The 20806-nt window shown below is 66.3% G+C and carries 23 protein-coding genes and 1 pseudogene; 15 read left to right on the forward strand and 9 right to left on the reverse strand.

Features of this window, described 5'->3' with window-relative positions; all coding sequences use genetic code 11:
* Positions 1-11 precede the first annotated feature (11 nt).
* Positions 12-701, reverse strand: coding sequence for a DUF721 domain-containing protein (locus Q0J54_RS00110; protein ID WP_296303238.1), 690 nt, complete (start codon positions 699-701; stop codon positions 12-14).
* 99 nt (positions 702-800) lie between these two features.
* Between Q0J54_RS00110 and Q0J54_RS00115 the strand changes: the two genes are divergently transcribed.
* The 13 genes from Q0J54_RS00115 (at position 801) to Q0J54_RS00175 (ending at position 11212) form a co-directional block, all read left to right on the forward strand.
* Complete coding sequence (locus tag Q0J54_RS00115; protein ID WP_296303239.1) at positions 801-1730, forward strand: metalloregulator ArsR/SmtB family transcription factor; 930 nt, start codon at positions 801-803, stop codon at positions 1728-1730.
* A gap of 34 nt (positions 1731-1764) precedes the next feature.
* On the forward strand, positions 1765-3186 hold the full coding sequence (gene ahcY, locus Q0J54_RS00120; RefSeq protein WP_296303240.1) for an adenosylhomocysteinase: 1422 nt from the start codon (positions 1765-1767) through the stop codon (positions 3184-3186).
* Between the two features lie 263 nt (positions 3187-3449).
* Positions 3450-3896, forward strand: coding sequence for a 6-carboxytetrahydropterin synthase (locus tag Q0J54_RS00125; RefSeq protein ID WP_296303241.1), 447 nt, complete (start codon positions 3450-3452; stop codon positions 3894-3896).
* Positions 3893-4624, forward strand: a complete 732-nt coding sequence (locus Q0J54_RS00130; RefSeq protein WP_296303243.1) for a 7-carboxy-7-deazaguanine synthase QueE — start codon at positions 3893-3895, stop codon at positions 4622-4624. The genes Q0J54_RS00125 and Q0J54_RS00130 overlap by 4 nt, the downstream gene beginning before the upstream one ends.
* A 48-nt stretch (positions 4625-4672) precedes the next feature.
* On the forward strand, positions 4673-5152 hold the full coding sequence (gene rnhA, locus Q0J54_RS00135; protein WP_296303244.1) for a ribonuclease HI: 480 nt from the start codon (positions 4673-4675) through the stop codon (positions 5150-5152).
* 346 nt (positions 5153-5498) lie between these two features.
* On the forward strand, positions 5499-6461 hold the full coding sequence (locus Q0J54_RS00140; protein WP_296303245.1) for a hypothetical protein: 963 nt from the start codon (positions 5499-5501) through the stop codon (positions 6459-6461).
* 118 nt (positions 6462-6579) lie between these two features.
* Positions 6580-7083, forward strand: a complete 504-nt coding sequence (locus Q0J54_RS00145; RefSeq protein WP_296303246.1) for a C-GCAxxG-C-C family protein — start codon at positions 6580-6582, stop codon at positions 7081-7083.
* On the forward strand, positions 7080-7325 hold the full coding sequence (locus Q0J54_RS00150) for a hypothetical protein (protein WP_296303248.1): 246 nt from the start codon (positions 7080-7082) through the stop codon (positions 7323-7325). The genes Q0J54_RS00145 and Q0J54_RS00150 overlap by 4 nt, the downstream gene beginning before the upstream one ends.
* 100 nt (positions 7326-7425) lie before the next feature.
* Positions 7426-8130: a site-2 protease family protein gene (locus tag Q0J54_RS00155; RefSeq protein ID WP_296303249.1), complete on the forward strand. Its 705-nt coding sequence runs from the start codon at positions 7426-7428 to the stop codon at positions 8128-8130.
* A 189-nt stretch (positions 8131-8319) separates the two neighbouring features.
* Positions 8320-9300 carry a tryptophan--tRNA ligase gene (trpS, locus tag Q0J54_RS00160; RefSeq protein WP_296303361.1) on the forward strand — a complete coding sequence of 327 codons (981 nt, stop codon included), beginning with the start codon at positions 8320-8322 and terminating at the stop codon, positions 9298-9300.
* 7 nt (positions 9301-9307) lie between these two features.
* On the forward strand, positions 9308-9778 hold the full coding sequence (ruvX, locus tag Q0J54_RS00165; protein ID WP_296303250.1) for a Holliday junction resolvase RuvX: 471 nt from the start codon (positions 9308-9310) through the stop codon (positions 9776-9778).
* Between the two features lie 127 nt (positions 9779-9905).
* Positions 9906-10955, forward strand: coding sequence for an endolytic transglycosylase MltG (gene mltG, locus Q0J54_RS00170; RefSeq protein WP_296303251.1), 1050 nt, complete (start codon positions 9906-9908; stop codon positions 10953-10955).
* A gap of 8 nt (positions 10956-10963) precedes the next feature.
* A complete protein-coding gene (locus Q0J54_RS00175; RefSeq protein WP_296303252.1) occupies positions 10964-11212 on the forward strand; it encodes a hypothetical protein in 249 nt (82 codons plus the stop codon).
* 373 nt (positions 11213-11585) lie between these two features.
* Here the strand turns inward: Q0J54_RS00175 and Q0J54_RS00180 are convergent, their stop codons facing one another.
* From Q0J54_RS00180 to Q0J54_RS00190, 3 genes are all read right to left on the reverse strand, one after another.
* The gene (locus Q0J54_RS00180; protein ID WP_296303253.1) at positions 11586-13031 is read right to left on the reverse strand and encodes a tetratricopeptide repeat protein; all 1446 of its coding nucleotides are present in this window, start codon (positions 13029-13031) and stop codon (positions 11586-11588) included.
* 65 nt (positions 13032-13096) lie between these two features.
* Positions 13097-14494, reverse strand: coding sequence for a sel1 repeat family protein (locus Q0J54_RS00185; protein ID WP_296303254.1), 1398 nt, complete (start codon positions 14492-14494; stop codon positions 13097-13099).
* Between the two features lie 16 nt (positions 14495-14510).
* Positions 14511-14795, reverse strand: coding sequence for an integration host factor subunit alpha (locus Q0J54_RS00190; protein ID WP_296303256.1), 285 nt, complete (start codon positions 14793-14795; stop codon positions 14511-14513).
* Between the two features lie 70 nt (positions 14796-14865).
* Between Q0J54_RS00190 and Q0J54_RS00195 the strand changes: the two genes are divergently transcribed.
* Together Q0J54_RS00195 and Q0J54_RS00200 are read left to right on the forward strand one after the other, a co-directional pair.
* Positions 14866-16047 carry a radical SAM protein gene (locus tag Q0J54_RS00195; RefSeq protein WP_296303257.1) on the forward strand — a complete coding sequence of 394 codons (1182 nt, stop codon included), beginning with the start codon at positions 14866-14868 and terminating at the stop codon, positions 16045-16047.
* A gap of 83 nt (positions 16048-16130) precedes the next feature.
* Positions 16131-16292 (forward strand): annotated as a pseudogene (locus Q0J54_RS00200) (serine dehydratase beta chain); the annotation flags it as partial.
* Positions 16293-16336: 44 nt separating this feature from the next.
* Here Q0J54_RS00200 and Q0J54_RS00205 read toward each other — a convergent pair.
* From Q0J54_RS00205 to Q0J54_RS00225, 5 genes are read right to left on the reverse strand one after another with little or no spacing between them, the layout of a single operon-like run.
* Entirely contained in the window at positions 16337-17164 is an 828-nt protein-coding gene (locus Q0J54_RS00205) for a glycosyltransferase (protein WP_296303258.1), read from the reverse strand.
* Positions 17161-18468, reverse strand: coding sequence for a glycosyltransferase (locus Q0J54_RS00210; RefSeq protein ID WP_296303259.1), 1308 nt, complete (start codon positions 18466-18468; stop codon positions 17161-17163). Before Q0J54_RS00210 ends, Q0J54_RS00205 begins: the two co-directional genes overlap by 4 nt.
* Before the next feature lie 29 nt (positions 18469-18497).
* Entirely contained in the window at positions 18498-19310 is an 813-nt protein-coding gene (locus tag Q0J54_RS00215) for a histidinol-phosphatase (protein ID WP_296303260.1), read from the reverse strand.
* On the reverse strand, positions 19307-20320 hold the full coding sequence (gene ribF, locus Q0J54_RS00220; RefSeq protein WP_296303261.1) for a riboflavin biosynthesis protein RibF: 1014 nt from the start codon (positions 20318-20320) through the stop codon (positions 19307-19309). The genes Q0J54_RS00215 and ribF overlap by 4 nt, the downstream gene beginning before the upstream one ends.
* Positions 20321-20322: 2 nt before the next feature.
* On the reverse strand, positions 20323-20796 hold the full coding sequence (locus tag Q0J54_RS00225; protein ID WP_296303263.1) for a hypothetical protein: 474 nt from the start codon (positions 20794-20796) through the stop codon (positions 20323-20325).
* Positions 20797-20806: the final 10 nt, after the last annotated feature.

A 20806-nucleotide genomic window follows, 5' to 3' on the forward strand; every position in this document is an offset into this window, starting at 1 on the left:
GGCGGAGGGCTTCAGGTCCGGGAGCGGGACGCGCGGGCCAGCGCCACGAAGCGGGCATAGCAGCGCGCCACGGCCGAATCGGCCCGCATGCCCGCGAGGGCGCTGCCGGTGAGCTGCGGGCGCTCCGCGGCGGGGAGGGGCGGCGGAGGCGGCGGGGCGATACTGTCCAGCTCCGTACGCTGGAAGCGGAGGCTCACCTTCACGGTCGCAAAGTACGGCCCTTCCATGAAGGCGTTGACGCGCTCCAGGATCTCGCCGGACTGCAAATGCAGTTCCTGCATGAGCATGGCATCCTCCGCGCCGATGAGCAGCGTGTCCTTGTGATGCCCCAGCGGCCGGGCCAGCGGGGCCAGTTCGGGGCCGAGCACCATCTCCCAGTGCCGCCAGAGCTGCACCAGCCGCATACGCAGCGGGTCGCCTCCCATGCCGGCCAGCACGTCGGGCAGCAATTCGCCTACGCCGCGGGCCGTGGGGGGCGGGCGGTCAAAGGGCGTGTCCGCCGCGTGGTCGCGCCGGCGGCGTAAAAAGGGGCGGGCGGGCGTGGCGTCCCGGGCCGTGGCGGGCACGGGGGCGCGGGGCGCTGCGCGTCTGTCGCGCTGAAGGCGGGCGGCATCCTGCCGGGGCGACGCCGTGCGGCCGTCCTCCCGCTGCGGCGATGCGGAGGGCATGGCCTCTTCCGGGCGGCGTGGGCTGCGTTTCATGCTGGACTGCCTACTTGACTATATGCGGATAGATTGATATTTGCATCAGGCAATCCTGATACGGATGCGGAAACAGGACGACAAACCGGGCAAAAACGCATGTCCCTCGCCTTTTTCAAAGCTCTTTCCGACGAAACGCGCCTGCGCCTGATACATATTCTGCTGCATTACGAGCTCTCGGTCAACGAGCTTGTACGCATTCTGGATATGGGCCAGTCCCGCGTCTCGCGTCACCTCAAGATCCTGACCGAAGCGGGACTGCTCTGTTCCCGGCGGGACGGGCTCTGGGTGTTCTACGCGGCCACGCCCGAAGGGACGGCCCATGATTTCCTGGCGGCCATCACGCCCTTCATGCCGGCGGATGCCGCCATGCGGGCCGACATGGGCATGGCGGCCCATATCCTGGAAGAGCGCGCCCGCAGGACCCGGCAGTTTTTCAACGCCATTGCGGAAGACTGGGACGAGCTCAACCATGAGGTGCTGGGCGATTTCGACCTTCCCGGGCGTGTGGCGGCCGCCGTGCCGCAACGATGCCGCACGGCCGTGGACCTCGGGTGCGGGACAGGGGCCGTGCTGGCCCGGCTGCTGCCGCAGGCGGAAAGCCTCATCGGCGTGGACGGATCGGCGCGCATGCTCGAGATCTGCCGCCGCCGCCTCGAGGGCGAAGGCGTGCCCGAGTCGCGCTATTCGCTGCGCATCGGCGAGCTGGATCATCTGCCTCTGCGCGACCATGAGGCGGATTTCGCCTGCATCAATCTGGTGCTGCACCATCTTTCCGAACCGGCGGCCGCGCTGGCCGAGGCCCAGCGCATCCTGGCGCCGGGCGGGCGGCTCTTTGTGGCGGACTTCCTGCGCCATAACGACGAGACCATGCGCAGCCGCTACGGGGACCGCTGGCTGGGCTTCGCGCAGGATGCCCTGACGGAGCATCTGCACAACGCGGGCTTTGTTCTGACGGACAGCGAACAGTGCCCCGTGGGACGGCATCTCCAGCTCGTGCTGCTCACGGCCGAGGCCCGCACCGCATAATTTTACCAAACCACAGCATCCATTTGGAGGAACCATGACCCAACCCCTCGATCTTTCCCTTGCGTACAAGGTGGCCGACATGAGCCTTGCCGACTTCGGCAAGAAGGAGATGCAGCTTTCCGAGCGCGAGACCCCCGGCCTCATGGAGTGCATCCGCAAATACGGCGACAGCAAGCCCCTCAAGGGTCTGCGCGTCACCGGCTCCCTGCACATGACCATCCAGACGGCCATGCTCATCAAGACCCTGCATGCCCTGGGCGCGGACATCCGCTGGGCTTCCTGCAACATCTTCTCCACCCAGGACCATGCCGCCGCCGCCATCGTGGAGCAGGGCATGGCCAAGGTCTTCGCCTGGAAGGGCGAAAGCCTCGAGGACTACTGGTGGTGCACCGAAATGGCCCTGACCTGGCCTGACGGCAGCGGCCCCGACCTCATCGTGGACGACGGCGGCGACGCCACCCTGCTCATCCACAAGGGCGTGGAAGCCGAAAACAATCCCGCCATCCTCGAGCAGAAGGCCGACAGCAAGGAATTCCAGTGCGTGCTGGATCGTCTTGCCCTGCGCCTCAAGGAAGACCCGCAGCACTGGCACAAGGTGGCCGCGCGCATCAAGGGCGTCTCCGAGGAGACCACCACCGGCGTGCACCGCCTCTACCAGCTGGAAGCCGAAGGCAAGCTGCTCTTCCCGGCCATCAACGTCAACGACTCGGTGACCAAGTCCAAGTTCGACAACCTCTACGGCTGCCGCGAATCGCTGGCCGACGGCATCAAGCGCGCCACGGACGTCATGGTGGCCGGCAAGGTGGTCGTGGTCTGCGGCTACGGCGATGTGGGCAAGGGCTGCGCCCAGTCCATGCGCGGCCTCGGCGCGCGCGTGCTGGTGACGGAGATCGACCCCATTTGCGCCCTGCAGGCCGCCATGGAAGGCTATGAAGTGACCACCGTGGAAGACGCCCTGCCCATCGGCGACATCTACATCACCTGCACCGGCAACTACCACGTCATCACCGGCAAGCACATGGAAGGCATGAAGGACGAGGCCATCGTCTGCAATATCGGCCACTTCGACAATGAGATCGAAATGACCTATCTGGAAGACACCCCCGGCATCAGCAAGCTGAACATCAAGCCGCAGGTGGACAAGTGGACGCTCACATCCGGCCGCAGCATCATCGTGCTGGCCGAAGGCCGTCTGGTGAACCTTGGCTGCGCCACGGGCCATGCCAGCTTCGTCATGTCCAACAGCTTCACCAACCAGACCCTGGCCCAGATCAAGCTGGCCACGGAAACGCTGGAAAAGAAGGTCTACACCCTGCCCAAGGAACTGGATGAAGAAGTGGCCCGCCTGCACCTCGGCCGCCTCGGCGTCAAGCTGACCCGCCTGACCCAGGAACAGGCCGACTACATCGGCGTGAAGGTGGAGGGCCCCTACAAGTCCGACAACTACCGCTACTAGGCGACGGCACAGCGCCGCCCGGCCCAACGTGAGCGGAAAAACCGCGTTTTTCCGCGAAACGCCAGGCCGTATGGTTTGCAACGCAACGCGTTTCAAACTGAAAATGCTCCAGGGAGGCGTTTCCGGTGTGGGGACGCCTCCCCTTTTTGCCGCGCCCCACGCGGCCTGCCGTTGGCGGGACTTGACGGAAGCGCCCGATGCGGGCAGCCTACATCCGGCCGTCCGCCGGCGGGGCGGCTCTTTTTTTGCCGGGGAGAGTTCACATGCAGCATGACGGCATCCTGACCGTGACCAAGATATTTGAATTCGCCTACGCCCACCGCCTGCCGTCCTATGCGGGCAAGTGCGTGCATCCCCACGGGCATACCGGCAGGCTGGAAGTGGAGGTGGCGGGGCTCGCGGGCAGCAGCCCGTATCCGGGCATCGTGGTGGACTTCCATGATCTCAAGGTCCTGCTGGCCCCCATACTGGAAGAGGTGGATCACCGCTGCCTTGACGACGTCATCAACGGGCCGGACTGGGCGGACTGGGCCGCGGCGCATCTGCCGCGCGTGCGCAGCGAAAGCGGCGACGAGGTCTTTGCGGCCACGGCGGAGAATATGGTGCTCTGGGTGCGCCATCGCCTGCGGACGCTTTATCCCGGGCTGGACGTGCGCCGCCTGCGCTGGTGGGAATCCGGCTCATCCTATGCCGAATGGAGGCTGCCATGAGCTGCCGGGGCTTCCGGGTCGAAGACAGCCTGCGTCTGCGGGTGACCTCCCTCTTTTTGAGCATCGACGGCGAGGTCACCGCCGGCGGGCAGGGGACGCCGGCCTTCTTCATCCGGCTGGCGGGCTGCAATCTGCGGTGCTGGCAGGCGTGCGGGGGCTGCGATACGCCGTATTCCTTCGGTCCCGGCGAGGAGATGTCCGTGAGCGAGCTGCTGCGGCGGGTGGCGGATTCCGGCTGCCCCAGGGTGACGCTGACCGGCGGCGAACCGCTCCTGCAACGGGGACCGGCGCTGGCCGCCCTGCTGGATGGGCTGGCCGCCGGCAACATTGCCGTTTCCGTGGAGACCAACGGGACCCTGCCGCCGGATTTTGCCGGGCGCGAGCATGTGGCGAGCCTCGTCTATGACTACAAATGCCCGTCCAGCGGCTGTGAGGCGGCCATGCTGCCCTTTGACGCGATGTATGCGGCGCTCGGCCCGTCCGATTACATCAAGTTCATCATCGCCGATGAGGCGGATTATGCCTGCGCCCGCGACAAGGTGCTGCTGGCGCGCCGTCTGGCGCATGAGGGGCCGCGACTGGCCTTTTCGTCCTTCCTGCCCGTGCGGCCCGGCGGTCTGACGCCACAGGCGCTGGTGGTCCGTCTGCTGGCGGACCGCCTCTTCGAGGTGCAGTATAATCTTCAGATACACAAATTCATCTGGCCGGATGCCGAAACGGACATCTGACGTCCACCGGCACGTTTCCCCATTGCCATAAACCGCCGGCGGTCGCGCATGAAAAACGTCACCATCTATACGGACGGCTCCTGTCTGGGCAATCCCGGTCCCGGCGGCTGGGCCGCCATTCTGGAACTGGACGGGACCGGACACCGGCGGGAGATGTCCGGCGGCTATGCCCGCACCACCAATAACCGTATGGAGCTGCGGGCCGTGCTCTTTGCCCTGGGCGCGCTCAAGGAGCCCTGCGCCGTGGAGCTCTACACGGATTCCCAGTATGTCTGCCACGCCGTGGAGAAGGGCTGGCTCTGGGGCTGGAAAAAGCGCGGCTGGGTCAAGGCCGACAAAAAGCCGGTGAAGAACGTGGACCTCTGGCAGCGGCTGCCGGCCCTGCTCATGCGGCACGAGGTGCGCTTGCACTGGCTGCGCGGGCACGCCGGCCATCCCGAGAACGAGCGCTGCGACGAGCTGGCCCGGCAATGCGCCGCCCGGCGGGAGCTGCCGCCGGATGAGGGCTTTCGGCCGGATGACGTGTAGGGGCGGGACGTCCTGTTTCTTGAGATGCGTCCTTTTCTTTTGCGGCGTGACTACCGGGAGAGCATGGGCCGGGAGACTTCGGGCCGGGAGGTCTTCCGTGCGGTTGTGCCGCCCCTGTCCCGTGGCCTTGCTCCACAAGGCGATCCCGTTTGCGGGCGGCCTGAGCGGCGTGCAGAGAGCATTTTCAGTTTGAAACGCTTTGCGTTTCAAACCATACGGTCTGGCGTTTCGCGGAAAAAACGCGATTTTCCCGCCTGGTTTCGACCGGGCGGCGCTCTGCTGCCGCCTCGCATGTTGCCTTTTTCAAAGGCAACATGCTCTCATAACCTGAGCATATAGATAAGATATGTCTTTGGAATCCCTGCTTTCTCTCTGGCATGCCCTGGGGCTGCCGCTGTGCCGCCTTTTGCTGGGGCTCGCCCTGGGGCTGCTGCTGGCCAACACGCTTGAGGCCCTGCGCTGGACGCGCCATCTGGCCCGGCTGGCGCAGCCGCTGGCCCGGGCGGCCCACCTGCGCCCCGTGGCCGGGGCGGCCTTCGCGCTGGCCTTCGTGTCGCCGGCCTCGGCCAACGGCCTGCTGTCCGAGGCGCACGAGGCGGGACGGCTCTCGCGTCAGGAGCTCGTGCTGGCCAATGTGTTCAACAGTCTGCCCGCCTTCCTCACCCATACGCCCACCATCTTCTTCCTGACCTGGCCGGTGCTGGGCAGTCCCGCCGTCCTCTATGTGCTGCTGACGCTGGTAGCGGCCATCCTGCGTACGGGGGGAACGGTGCTGGCCGGGCGGCTGCTGCTGCCGCCGCAGGCCCCGGCGGCGGACGACGGCGAGGCGGAAGCGCCCGCCCCCGGCTGGCGCGCGGCGCTGGACAAGGCCTGGAAGCGCTTTTTGCGCCGTCTGCCCAAACTGGTGTACTTTACCGTTCCCGTCTATGTGCTCATGTACTGCCTGCAGCGCTACGGCTATTTCGCCGCGGCGGAGGACTGGCTGTCCCGGCATATGGAGTGGCTGTCCTTCCTCAAGCCGCAGGCCGTGGGCGTCATCGTGCTGCATCTGGCGGCGGAGCTGGGGGCGGCGCTGGGAGCGGCCGGCAGCCTGCTGCAGACGGGCGGTCTGGCCGCACGGGACGTGGTGCTGGCGCTCATGGTCGGCAACATCCTGTCCACGCCCATGCGGGCCATCCGGCATCAGCTGCCATCCTATGCCGGTTTTTACCGACCGTCGCTGGCGCTGCGGCTCATCCTCGTCAATCAGGGCCTGCGGGCCCTGAGCATGGCGCTGGTCACCTGGGCATATTACCTGCTGACCCGCTGAGGCCGGAGCGCGTCTTGCCGGAAAGCCGGCTTTTGCGCTATGCTGCCCGGCAGGCGTATGCTGCACGGACGGATCATCCGTCACATGGAAAATAACCACTTGTTTTTTGGGAGAAGATATGGTTGAGCCCGAATTTCTGCCCCTGCGCGGCGAGGACAGAGAGGCCAAGGCCCGTGCCAACAAGGCGGCGGGCTACCGCTGCTCGCAGCAGATAGGCTGTTCCTTTGCCGAGGAGCTCGGCGAGGATATGGGGCGTCTCATCCGGCTGGGCATGCCCTTCGGCAGCGGCATGGGCCGCGGACAGGTCTGCGGCTGCGTCGTGGGGGGGCTGCAGGTGCTGGGGTTGCGCTTCGCGCCCGCATCCGTGGCGGACAAGGCGGCCCGCAAGGTGTTGACCCGCAAGCAGAATGCGTTCCTGCAAGCCTTTGAGGCCCGGCATGGCTCGATCATCTGCCGCGAGCTCACGGCGCATGCCCGGCAGGGCGGCGCGGTGGAAGCGGGCGGCAGTTTTTTTGCCGGTTCCTGCATCGGTCTCATGGTCAGCGCCAGCCACCTGCTGGAAGATCTGCTTGCCGACGACAGCACGGCGGACAGGGAGCGGGAGAAGGAGGCGGACGCATGAGCCGCGAACATCCGACCGTCATCCAGCCGCAACACGACGGCGCGCGTGTCCTCGTGCGCGTGCAGCCGGAGGAGACATGGCTTTCCCTGCCGCGCCCCAAGCTGGCCCGGCAATTGCTGGACGCGCTCGGCATAGGGGAGGAATGCGCGCTGGTCGCCCGCGGCGGGGAACTGCTGACCCCGGACAGGCACATCTGGCCTGACGACGAGCTGCTGGTACGCAAGGTGGCCTCGTCGGGATAGCGCCGGATACGCGCGGCGGCCGCTCCCCTCCGGGGCAGGCGGGCCGTCGCGGCCGTGCCGGACTATCGACATTCGCCGTTGCCCGTGGTATTTTGCTAGGATGTTCTCTCCCGATGTAGATCTGGTCCAGTCCATACGTCTGCTGACCGCCTCCCTCGTGCCCATGATGCTGGGCATGATCGTACATGAGGTGGCGCACGGTCTGGCCGCGCGCCGTCTGGGCGATCCCACGGCCGACATGATGGGGCGGCTTACGCTCAATCCCGTGCCGCACATCGATCCGCTGGGCCTGCTGTGTTTCGTGTTCACCAGCATCCTGGGGGGCTTCATTTTCGGCTGGGCCAGGCCCGTACCGGTCAATCCCCGCTATTTCCGCAAGCCCGCACGGGACATGATGCTGGTGGCGCTCGCCGGGCCGGGCAGCAATTTTGTGCTGGCGCTGCTTTTCGGCCTGGCGCTCGCGCTCATGGTCATCGTCAGTCCCGAGAGCTTTGCCGGGCGGATGTCCCCGGTACGACCCTCGGCAACCGCACAGTTCCTCGTGCTCATGTGCACGCAGGGCATCCTGATCAATCTCTGTCTTGCCTGGTTCAATCTGCTGCCGCTGCCGCCGCTGGACGGCAGCCGGGTCGTGGCCTATTTTCTGCCCATGCACCTGGCGCTCTCCTACGCCCGGCTGGAGCGGTACGGTTTCGTGGTGCTGCTCGTCCTGCTGTTCAGCGGCGTGCTGGGCCGGGTGCTGGGGCCGCTGGTGAACGCTTCCTTCAGTCTGGTGCTGCATGTGACGCTTTCCCTGGTGGCCTGAGGGGCCGTTTTTTCTCCGCGGCGCGTGCCGGTTGCGCATGGCGTCGCGGAAGGGCCCGTCCGGCGGAGGACGGTCCCCCAAAACCACGGGGACCGGGACCGCCGGTCGTTTTTTTCGTCAACCGCGGCCGCCGGCCGCGCAAGTGCCGCTGTCCGCTTACGGGCAGCCATTTCAGAGGATACCATGAGCATGGAACGTCCCCGCACCGTATCGGGTATGCGTCCTACCGGGCCCCTGCATCTGGGGCATTATTTCGGCGTGCTGAAAAACTATGTGGCTCTCCAGTATAGCGAGGAAGCCTATTTCTTCGTGGCGGACTGGCATGCCCTGACCAGCGATTACGCCGATCCGTCCAATATCCGCCGGAACATCGCGGAAATGGTCAAGGACTGGGTGGCCGCCGGGCTGGAACCCAGCCAGTGCGTCATTTTCCGGCAGTCCGCCGTCAAGGAGCATGCGGAGCTTTCCCTCCTGCTGTCCATGATCACGCCGGTCTCGTGGCTGGAGCGCAATCCCACCTACAAGGAGCAGCAACAGCAGATCACCAACAAGGATCTGGGCAATGCGGGCTTCCTCTGCTATCCGGTGCTCATGGCGGCGGATATCCTCATGTACCGGCCGCACGGGGTCCCCGTGGGCGAAGATCAGCTGCCGCACATGGAGCTGACGCGGGAGATCGCCCGGCGCTTCAATTATCTGTACGGGGAGAACACCTTCCCCGAGCCGCAGGCCATGCTGACGCCCGCCGCCAGGTGCCCGGGGCTTGACGGCCGCAAGATGTCCAAAAGCTACAATAACGGTATCTTCCTGCGGGACACGATGGCCGACATCGAGCCCAAGGTGAAGACCATGTTCACGGACAAGAACCGTCTGCGCAAGTCCGATCCCGGCGATCCCTCCGTATGCAACCTTTTCCCCTATCATGTGCTGCTGAGCAGCCCTGAGGAACAGGAGGAGATCCGGAAGGGCTGCGTCAGCGCCAGCATGGGCTGTGTGGACTGCAAGAAGCGCTTCCTCGCGCATCTGGCGGCCTTCCTGGAGCCCTTGCAGGCGCGCCGGTCGGAGCTGACGGACAGCCGCGTGGCGGAGATCCTTGCCGACGGCAACGACCGGGCCCGCGCCTTTGCTTCCCGCACGCTGGATATGGTGCGCGAGCGCATGGGCTTGTGAGCGTTTCGTGAGATGCGTCGGCATTGATTACGGTCTGGAGCGGACAGGGCTGGCCGCCTGCGATGCGGCGGGCGTGCTGGCCTATCCGCTGACCACGCTGCGCCTTGCGGACTTCCCGGACCGCAAGGCCTTCCTGGATGCGCTGGCCGGGCGCGTGCTCGCCGAGGACCCCGCGGCCGTGGTGCTGGGGCTGCCGTTGCGTGAAGACGGGACGGAAAGCCTCACCACCCGGCAGGTACGCAATGTGGCCGGGCGGCTCATGCGGCGCATCCCCCGTCCGTTTTACTGGATGCCGGAACTGCTCAGTTCCGTGGAGGCGGAAATGGACCTGCGCGAGGCGGGCCTTGCGCGGCGGCGTCACAAGGCCGTGCTGGACCAGCAGGCCGCGGTCCGCATCCTTGCATCCTTCCTTGCGCTGCCGCCCGACAGGCGACAGCCCGTGGCCCCTCCCCCGCCGACGCCGGCCGCCGGCGTCTGACAGGGCGGGAGGCGGCGTCCGGTATGCCGCTTGCGCCCCTTCTCCCGCACAGCGGGCCGGCCTTGAGAAAGCGGCGTTTTCCCGGTAAAAGGAGGGCATCCCGACCGTCCTGCCGCGAGGAGCCCGCATGAAGATCCTGCTTCGTCTGCTTGCCCTGCTGTGTGTCTGCCTCCTCCTCGCCGGAGGGGGGCTTGCCTGGTTTGTCTATGATTTCCTGCACACGCCGCCGGAACCGGCGGGCCGGGAAGTGCTCTTCGACGTCGTGCCCGGGGCAAGCTTCGGCAAGATCGCCCAGGGGCTGGAGCAGAAAGGGCTTGTGACCAGTGCCGAAAAATTCGGCTGGCTGGCCCGCTACCGCAAGATGGACGGTCGCCTCCAGGCCGGACGCTTTGCCCTGCGGACGGACTGGAGGCCGGATCAGGTGCTGGACTGGCTGGTCAACGGCCAGCCTGTGCTCTTCCGTGTGACGGTCCCCGAGGGGCTGACCTGGTGGCAGACGGGCAGGCTGCTGGAGGCGGCGGGATTCGTCCGCTTTGAGGATTTCCGGGCCGTGGTGCTGGACAAGGAATTCCTGCGCAAGTACGGCATCCCCTTCGCTTCCGCGGAAGGCTTTCTCATGCCGGACACCTATCTGCTGCGCAAGGACGATGCGCCGGATCTGGATTCCGCACGCAGCGTGGCCGGACGTCTGGTGGACACCTTCTGGCGCAAGGCCGGGACCTGCTGGCCGGGCGGAAAAAAGCCCGCGCCCGCGGAACTGAAACGACTGGTCATCCTTGCCTCCGTGGTGGAAAAGGAGACCGCCATCGACAGCGAGCGGCCGCGTGTGGCGGGGGTGTATGCCAACCGGCTCGCGCGTAACATGCTGCTGCAGGCGGATCCCACGGTCATTTACGGCCTGGGAGCGGGCTTTGACGGCAATCTGCGGCGTAAGCATCTGGACGATCCCGCCAACCCCTACAATACCTATCAGCGCCCCGGCCTGCCGCCCGGGCCCATCTGTTCGTTCGGCACAGCGGCGCTGAAGGCCGCCATTGCGCCGGAGGCACATGATTTTCTGTATTTCGTCGCTCGTACCGATGGCGGCGAACATATCTTTTCCACCAATCTCAACGACCATAATCGCGCCGTGCGCCAGTATCTGCGAAACCGGCGCAAACCGCGTCAGGCGGAGTGAGGCCATCCATGAAATACCTTATCATGCAGGATTTTTCCGGGCAGGCTGTCCCCTTCATCTTTCCCCGGCGTGTGGATCATAGCGATATGCGCGAGCAGCTCCCCTACGCGCAGGTGCTGTCCGCAGGCTTTGTGGAGCATGAGGCCGGCGGTTTCGTCTGCCACGGCGGCAATGCCGAACTGCGGGTGCGGGCCCGCCCGGAGGAGGATGCCGCCATCATCGCCGAAGCCCTGCGCCCGGAAAGTCGGCGTACATAGAGGTTGCCGACAGGTTTTCGCCGCCTGCCCGGGAGGAAGGGAAAGCCCGCGCTCTGCTGTCGATGCCCGTAACTTCCTTCGTCGTAACGGGCACGGCCTGCGGCCGCCGGTCCAGGCGCTGGATGGTCAGGCGCTGGCTCTTCCTGTGCCTCCGGGGCCGCGTTGCGCATGCAAGAAAAAAACGGCGTTCCGTCTGCTGACGGAACGCCGTTTGGCGTCGTTGACATCTGCCGGGAGCGCCGGCCTGGGGCTGCATGGGTGGACTGCGCGGATTGCGCGGCAGGGCGGGAAGCGCAGACTATGCGCTGTTGACACAATTTTTACAACGCGTCCCCGCCTTCTTCCCCCAGACAAGGCGCAAACCGTGTGCGCCCTAGGCATTCTTCTCGCTGCCGATCTTGGCGTTGATCTCCTGCAAGAGCTTCTGGGCCTGAGCATTGTCGGGCTCCATCTCCAGCGCCGTACGCACCAGCGGCAGGGCATGCATGCTGTCATTGACGGCAAAGAAGACCTCGGCGATGTTGCAGGCGATGACCGCCGATTTCTGCGGCAGACTGGGGTTGAGCGCCATAGCCTTGAGCATGGAGGCGCGGGCGGATTCGTAGTCCTTGCCTTCGGCATAGGCAAGGCCGAGATTGTAATGCAGGCCGTCGTTGTCCGGCACGACCTTGAGGGCCTTCTTGTATTCCTCGGTGGCTTCCTGCCAGCGGCCGCTCCGGCGCAGCAGCATACCCACGCGGTTGAACACCACCAGATCGTCCTTGCTCCAGTAATCGCGCTTGGCTTCCAGACCGCGTTGCAGGAAGCTGATGGCCATGTCGGGGTCCACATCGGAGTAGGCGTCCGCCACGCGGAAGGCTACGCCGCCCACATGCTCCATAGCTTCGCGGCTGGCCAGCTCGACGCTCTGATTGAACATCTTGCGGGCGTCCTCGCGGCGGTTGAGCTTGAGATAGAGTTCGCCGATGGCCAGCTTGCGCTCCACGTTGAGCGGCGAGAGCTGATCCAGCCGTTCAAGGTATTCAAGCTGCTTGAGCGGCTTTTTCATCTCTTCGTAGAGATCGGCGAGCTTGCGCAGCGGTTCGAGGTACATGTCGGCGCTGCGGCTGGCGTTTTCATACGCTTCGCAGGCCTTTTCACGCTGTCCCATGGAGCGGAACACGTCGCCGATGATGAGCAGCACGGCCGCGGAATTGGCCTTGAGTTCCAGCGCCTGACGACAGACCTGGAGAGCGCGCAGGTTCTCTCCCTGCGAGTGCAGGGTGCGGGCCCATTCCAGCATGCGGCTCATCTTGCCGTGCGGGCGTACGGTGGCCGCCAGCCGTTCCAGCAGCTGATCTTGATTGTCGGGTTTGGCGAAAAAGGCGTCCGCGCCGGCTTCATGCAGGAGCACATAGCGTTGCTGCTCCGTTTCCGCGGCGATGAAGACGATGCGCACCTCGGGGAAGCCGTTCTTGATGAGGCGGACCATATAACTGAGGTCGCGACCCTTGAGGCTCTGCTCGATGAGCAGCAGGGGCGTCGCGTTTTCGGAGCAGACATTGCGCAGAATCCGCAGCAGCATGTCGGCATCATGGGCGATGCTGATCTTGTCGGCCGGCAGCCCGAGGTTTTCGTTCAGCACGTCCCGCAGCATATCCGTCAGCGCGACATCATCGGAAACGCAGATCAGATGGCCGCTGTCCTTGAGAAACTCGCGGATGGCGTCTTCGTACTGCTTGCTGTCCTGCGGTGCGGATTTTTCCTTGCTTATGCTCGCCTCGACCTGCCGCATCGCCATGCGCTGCGCAAGGCCCGACGTCGCGTTGGAATTTGCCATTGCTTCCTCCTGTGAGGCTTGCCGGACAATTCGTGTGTTGTCCGCCAATCCTTAGACTGGCAGATTCACTGCCCTTGCGTCAAGTAGTATACGCGCGGAATCATATACATGAGACTGGCTATCTTTTTTTCCGGCATGTACTGCACCGCCACGAGCACCTTGCCGAGATTCCAGAGGCAGGACATCTCTCCTTCCACGGCATCGGGCTTGCCGAAGCGCTGCTCCGCCATTTCCCGGACGCGCTTGCCGAAACTGGCGTCGCGGGCGGGATAGTCGATGGAGACGAAGGCCAGCGGCTGGCGGTCGCCCGGGCCGTAGCACATGGCCATCTGATCGGCGCCGGGGATGAGCTTGCCGCCCTTGTAGACGTCGCAGATGTAGCCGTCCTTTTCCCGTTCGGGCACGGCGCCGGCCTGCTTGAGCGCGGTCCGCATGGCGGCGCGGTCGACCCCGTCCAGGCGCAGGCCGAAAAGGACGGCATTCTGCGTGCGACCGGCGCTGGCGTCGGCCATTTCTTCCAGTTCCTTCATGGCGGCGGCATTGCCCTGCATGGCCGCCCCGTAAAGGAGGAGGGTGGCGCTTTCACGATTTTTTTTCACCACGCGCCCTTCGCGGTAGAAGTGGCCGAGCCGGGCAAGGGCATTGGGCTGATTGGCGGCGGCGGCCCGGCTGTACCAGGCGGCGGCTGCGGCGTCGTCCTTGCCGACGCCGTGGCCCTGTTCATAGAGCATGCCCAGATTGTACTGGGCTTCCGGCTGCCCCTTGCGGGCGGCGAGGTCGAACCAGCGGGCGGCCTCTTCGACGTCCTGGGGGATGCCGCGGCCCTGCTCGAGCATGCGGCCGAAATTGCACATGCCCGAAGGATGTCCGGCCTCGGCGGACTTGGCGTACCAGTGCAGCGCGCGGCCCACGTCCGGCTCCACGCCGAGCCCCTTGTCATAGAGGACGCCCAGATTGTTCATGGCCTGCGCGTCGCCGGCCTCGGCGGCGGGCTGCCAGAGTTGCAGGGCCAGATGGTATTCGCCGCGGCCATAGGCCGCCAGCGCCTTACGGTTGCGCTCCTCGGCGCTTTCCGTCGGCAGGGGACCCGGTGTGGCCGCGGCCGGCGTGCTGCCGGGCACGGGATTTGCCGGGGCGGCGTCGGGAGCGGCCGCCGCCGGGGCGCTGCTCCCGCCCAGCGCCGGCATGGGCTGGGCCGGGGCCGGGACGGAGTAGTCCGGCGGCTGGGGGGCGCGCGTCTGCCCGCCGACCGGCTGTGGCGGGACGGGGGCAAGGGGCGTCTGCACCTGCGGCGTCTGTACCTGCGGGCGGGCGATCTGCTGCACGGCGGCCGAAGCGCCGCCGGCGCAGGCAAGGCCGAAGCCCACCATGAGCAGCAGGCATACGCCGCCTGTGCCACGCCCCGTCTTACCATAAATGATGATGCGCGCCTTGCGGCGCGCATACCTCAAAAAACCCGTCATGGGGATTCCCTGCCTGTCAGGAGTTGATCTCGGCCCGGAATTTCCGGGAAAGCCGAAAAACCACCACGCGCCGGGGCGGCAGGGTGATGGCTTCATCCGTCTGCGGGTTGCGTCCCCGCCGGGAAGCCTTGTCATAGGATTCGAACTTGCCGAAACCGCTGATGAGCAGGGCCCTGTCCTTCTTGATGGCGTCTTTCATAATGTGCAGCAGTTTTTCCACCACATTTTTCACATCGACGCGATTTTTGTCCGTACCTTCGTAGATCCGCTCTATAATATCCGCTTTGGTCAGTGTCTTCATGGGAGAACCTCGAGAATTGGCAACTTCACAAGGGAAATCTTTTTCGATAAATTATGGCAAAAAGGCGCGTGTGGCAAGGGTTTTCTCGCTTTCCGGGCGTCTGAAGACCCTGTTCGACGTCCTCGCGTTTTCGTTTTCCCTTGTTGCCATGAGCTCATCCCGCATCGTCACCCTGTCCTGGCCGGAGGCCGCCGCGCATCCGCCCGTTTTCCCCGTGTTCCTGCCGTTTTCCGGCTGTCCCGTGCGCTGCGTCTTCTGTGCTCAGGACAGGCAGACCGGCTGCGCGCCCCGACAGGCGGCGGACGCTCTTGCCGTGGCCGGCCGCCAGTTGCGCGAACGGGCCGGGCGCGCGCATCCCGCCCCGGAGCTGGCCTTTTACGGCGGGACCTTCACGGCGCTGCCCCCGGAGGACTTTGCCGCCTGCCTGACCTTTGCGCGCATGGCCCGGCATGAGGGGCTCATCTGCGGCCTGCGCTGTTCCACCCGTCCCGACCGGCTGGCCACGGACAGGCTGGCGGCCCTGCGGGAGGCGGGCTGCGCCTGCGTGGAGCTGGGCGTGCAGAGTTTTGCCGATGACGCCCTGCACCAGAGCCGCCGCGGCTATGACGGCGAGACGGCTCGCGCGGCCTGCGCGGCGGTGCGGGCCGCGGGCATGCGGGTGGGGGTGCAGCTCATGCCCGGCATGCCCGGCTCGCGGCCGGCGCGCTTTCTGGAGGATGTGCGTCTGGCGCTGGAGCTGGGGGCGGCCTGCCTGCGTTTCTACCCCTGTCTGGTGCTGGAGGGGACGGAGCTGGCGGCACGCTGGCGGGCCGGAGGCTTTCGGCCGTGGCCGCTGTCCATGACCCTTGACGTGCTGGCCGAGGCGCTCGCGCTGGCGCAGCGGGCGGGCGTGCCCGTCATCCGCATGGGGCTTGCCCCGGAAGCGGGATTGACGGCGGCCGTGCTGGCCGGGCCGCGGCATCCGGCGCTGGGGGCCCGGGTGCAGGCGCGCTGTCTGTGGCGTCAGGTGGCGCGCTTGCTTGCGCGGGCGCGCGCCGAAGGACGGTTGGGCGGGGATGCGCCGGTGAGGCTGGTGCTGCCGCGCCGCCTGCAGGGCATGTACCGGGGGCATGCGGGCGAGCTGGCCCCGCTCTGGGCCCGGCTGGGCGTGACGCCCGCGCGTGTCCGCTTCCACGAGGGGCGGCGGGAGGTCTTTGTCGAGCGCCCGGATGTCTCGGATGACGATGCTGCAATACCGCATGAGGGATTTTGATTTGACGCGGCGGCTTTCCCGCGGCTGGCGTGGAAAGACGTGAAAATCCATACCGCCGCCGACCCCGCGTCAGAGAGGTTCCCATGCCGCAGCCCCATCCTGTCGAACCGCTTGTCCCGCGTCGTCCCCCCATCGACACGACCCTCTTCGATTTCTTCAAGATCGGCCCCGGACCGTCGAGCTCCCACACCATCGGGCCCATGAAGGCCGGCAGCGACTTCGTGGAGCGCTGCGCCGCGCTGCCGGCCGCCGCGCTGTTTTTTGCGGAAACGGCCTGCGGGAGGCCGCCTCAGGCCGTTTCGAGGCCGGCCAGCTCCTCGGGGCTCAGCCATGCCATCCATTGCCGGCTCATCCGTGCAAAGTCGTTGATGGCCAGCTCCCGCGCCCATTTCTGGGGGCTGTTGCCCTCCCAGGGCTTGGGGCCGTGAAAGTGGACGATATGGGCCGTGGCATGGCAGTCGGCATGGTAGGGCGGGCGATTCCAGCGGTCATCGAGGCGGGTGATGCGCTTGCCGAAATAGTAGTTGAGCAGCGACTGGTCGAGATTGCCGATGCGGTCGAGATTCTGCTGGCTGAAGGCCAGGAAGTGGTCAATGAGGCGCAGACGCCGCAGGCGGGCAAGATGGAAGAGCGTGACCCCGCTGGAGAACGTCCAGATGGGGAAGGGCATGGGCACGGTATAGGTGCGGCCGTCCAGGTCATAGGTCAGCTTGCTGTGCTCGTGATAAAAGGGCGTGGTGTATTCCCGGGCCATGCCCATGTAGGGCGGGCGCAGGGCAAAAAGCTCGTCCAGCGGCCGCAGGAACATGACGTCCGTGTCGCAATAGAGCACATGCTCGTCATCGGCCAGCTCGGGCAGCAGCGCCAGTTCCAGCTTGAGGAAGCAGCCCCGCGAGGCGCGGACATGCTCTCCCGCGCTTTCAAAGGAAAGACGCGGCGTGTGGCGGGCGACGGGGATGCCTTCCCGGGCCAGCAGTTCCAGCGTCGCGCGATTGTCGCCGGCATAGACGCAGAGGCAGGGGGCATCCCGCCCCATGACATGCCGCAGCGAGCGTACGGCGACCTTGAGCAGGGTCAGATAACGCGGTTTGTCATCGGTGCAGAAAACGACTTTCATCCGGCGTGTCCTGTGGACGGCAGCGGCATGCCGTCGGTTTGCAGAGCCTGGGCCAGCCGCATATGGGGCCCGGCAAAAAAAGCGGCGGCATCCTGGCGGAGGGCTTCCGTCCGTGCGGCGAGCGCCGGTTCTCCGGCGTCCAGCCATTCCGCCTGGAGGGCCCGGAGGCGTGCTTCGCGCGCTTCGGGCGTGATCAGATAGCCCGCCAGCTCTTCCCGCAGCAGGGCGATGGTCCGGGCATCTTCCGGGGCCATGCGGAGGACGAAGGCCAGCAGGGGCAGCAGGGTTTCAGGCGAACTGTGCAGGCGTGCGGCCAGCGTCAGGGTCTCCAGCGCGTCGCCGGGCCTGCCCTGCGCCTCCTGCTGCCGGGCCAGCAGCAACAGGCCTTCCTGCCAGAGGGGTTCGCCCCGCACGGCCTCGGTCAGCGCGGCGAGGCCCTCTCTGGCCTGCCGCAGCAGACGGAGCCGGACCGTCGGGGGGAGGCCCGGCGCAAGGGTCAGCCAGGGCGAAAGTTCCGGCTGATAGCCGTCGTCCCGCCAGCGGGCCGGTTCGTCCATACGCAGCAGATGGCGGCACTGTCTGAAGCAGCGGGCGCTGTTGGCCGCCTCACTGTCCCGCCGGCCTTCGCTCCGGCCGGCCAGATGGATGATGCGCGCCTCGGGGATGACGCGCTGGTGCAGGTCTTCGCGGCAGAGACGCGCGCAGAACTCCACGTCCTCAAAGCCGTTGATGAAGCCCTCATCCAGTCCCCCCAGCGCCAGATAGCGCTGTCGGGGGATGAGCAGGGCGGCTCCGGTGATGATCTGCAGGCGGCGGGGCCGGCTGACGACGGGATGCCGTTCGGGCAGATATTCGTACAGATGGCTGACGCGGCTGCCCTGCGAGAGGACGACGCCGAGGTGCTGCACCCTGTGCAGGCCGTCCTTGTCCGGGGGATAGAGCAGCAGGGGGCCGGCCGCGCCGAGCCGCGGGTCCTCGTCAAAGGCGCGCAGCAGCGGGGCCGCCCAGCCCGGCTGGGGAAGGGTGTCGTTGTTGAGCAGCAGGAGCCAGTCGCCCCTGGCCTGCGCCGCGGCGATATTGTTGGCTCCGGCATAGTTGCGGTTGACCGGCTGCGGCAGATAGCGGAAGCGTTCGCCGAACAGACTGCGGCCCAGCGCCGGGCAGGCCTGGGGCGTCGCGTCCGTGGAGGCATTGTCCACCACGAGGACTTCCGTGTCGTCGCCGGGGTTGCTGGCCGCCAGGGCCTCCAGACAGGAGCGGGTCAGCTCCCAGTTGTTGTAGACGGGGATGAGGACGGAGATCACGGGGCAGCTCACAGCGGCACGGCCGATGGTCAGAAAGGCAGGAAACGGCGTTCCCCGCCCACCACGATGCCGCTTTCCCGGTAGCCGTAGCTGCGGGCATAGCGGGCCAGCTCGTCGAACTGTCCGGCCACGTCTTCCGGCCGGTGCGCGTCCGAGGCCAGCGAGATGCGGACATCCTCACGAGCGGCGATGTCCATGATCATGGGGCCGGGGTAGGGCTCGCAGAAAGGCTGCCGCAATCCGGCGGACGAGACCTCCAGCAGGACGTTGTTCTGCCGCAGGGCCTGCATGGCCTCGCCGATGACCAGACGGCTCAGCGGCTGGTACAGCCACTCCTGGAAGAGATCGAAGCAGTGCAGCTTGATGAAGTCGGGGTGGGAGGCGATGTGGATGAGGCCGCTGCGGGCCATGTCCGCCATCGCCTGGTAGTAGGCTTCGAAACGGCGGAAGGCTTCCTCCACGGGACAGTCCCAGTTGGCGTTGAAGCCGATGGACATCTCATCCAGGAAGTGGAGCGAGCCGATGACGTAATCAAAGGGTTTGCCGGCCAGCAGATCGCGCATGTACGGCATATTGGAGGGTATCCAGTCCAGCTCGATGCCCAGCAGCAGCCGCGGCGAGCCTTCCCGCCGGGCGAGGGCCAGCACCTCGTCGCAGAGGGCGGGGAAGTCCTCAGCGAAATGCTCCTGATAAAGCCGGCAGGAAAAGCCGGGCGGCAGCGGGCTGTGTTCGGAGATGCCCAGATATTCCAGGCCGGCCGCACGCGCGGCGGCGTACATCTCTTCCACGGTGGCCACGCCGTGGGAGACCTTGGTGTGCGTGTGCAGATCCGCAAGAATCATGCTTCCTCCGCAGGGGCGGCGCGGTCCGGCGCCGGGCAGGGGTGAGGGGAGAGGATGCCGGCCGGCCCGGAGGCGGCATCGGCGAGCAGGCGGCGCGCCTGCGCCACATCCTGGCCGATCTGCCGTATGAGGGCGTCCGGGCCGTCAAAACGACGCTCCTCGCGCAGGCGGGTCACGAATCCCAGCCGCAGCGTCCGGCCGTAAAGGTCGCCGTGCGCGTCCAGGAGAAAGCTCTCAATGCTGAGTTTCGCGCCGCCAAAGGTGGGATTGTGCCCGATATTGGTCACGGCCTGCCGCGTACCGGGCAGATCGTCCACTTGCGCCAGCGTGGCGTAGACGCCGGGCGGCGGCAGCAGGGTGTCCGGCAGGCCCATGTTGGCCGTGGGGAAGCCCAGCCCCGTGCCGCGTCCCATACCGTGCGTGATGGGGCCTTCGACGCTGTGCCAGGTCCCCAGCAGGGCCGCGGCCGTCTCCACGTCGCCTTCAGCCACGCAACGGCGGATGCGCGAGGAGCTGACGATGCCGCCCAGATGCCGCACGGGGGCCAGCTGCTCCACCTGGAAGCCGTATCGTGCGCCCAGGCCGCGCAGCACGTCGGGGCCGCCGCTGCGCCCTCTGCCCAGCGAAAAGTCATGGCCGATGAGCAGATGCCGCACATCGAGCGGCATGAGATGCCGGCGGACGAATTCCTCGGGCGCGGTGATGGCCAGATCAGGGGTGAAGGGGAGTTCCAGCAGTTCGTCCACGTCCAGCGCCAGGATGCGGCGGCGGCGTTCCGCACGGCTGGTCAGGGGCGGCGGAGCCTGCCCGCCGCCGAGCACGGCGCGCGGATGCGGCCAGAAGGTCAGCACGAGGCAGCGTTGTCCGCTGGCGCGGGCCACGGCGCAGGTACGCCGGATCAGGGCCTGATGCCCCAGATGCACGCCGTCGAAATTGCCGATGGTCAGGGCGGCTGGCGGACGCCTTGCTGTCCGGGCAGTGGACGGGGACGGGAAATCTGTTGCGGACATGGTCAGATGAGACGCCGGAAAATATCGGTGTAGGCCTTGCGGATGATCAGGGCGAGCTTGAGTTGCAGGGAGCGGGCATCCTTTTCGTTCAACTGGCAGAGGGAGCAGAAATGGCGGGCGACTTCCGTGAAGTCGCTTTCCCGGGTGACGCGCATCATATCCCAGTATTGCTCCGCCCGTTCCAGCATCTGCGGCGTCTGTTTGTCCCTGTGCCGTTCCCGGTAGGAACGGCGGAAGGCCTCCAGCATGGCGTCGGCATCCTGCGGGAAGGAGCGCCCCAGGGCCAGCCGCCAGAGCGCCACATAAAGGCCGCGCCACTCCTGCAAAAGCTGCTTGCGGCGGGTGAAATGCAGCCGTCCCACGCCCATGAGGTGCAGATGGGCCGTGAAATCGGTATCATCCAGCAGAACGGCAAAGTTGTCCAGCGCCTCCTGCACGAAGTTCTGATGGGAGGTTACGTCAGCCGCTTGTGCCATCGCCTGTCAG

This window comes from uncultured Desulfovibrio sp. (assembly GCF_944324935.1).
GTDB lineage: Bacteria > Desulfobacterota > Desulfovibrionia > Desulfovibrionales > Desulfovibrionaceae > Desulfovibrio.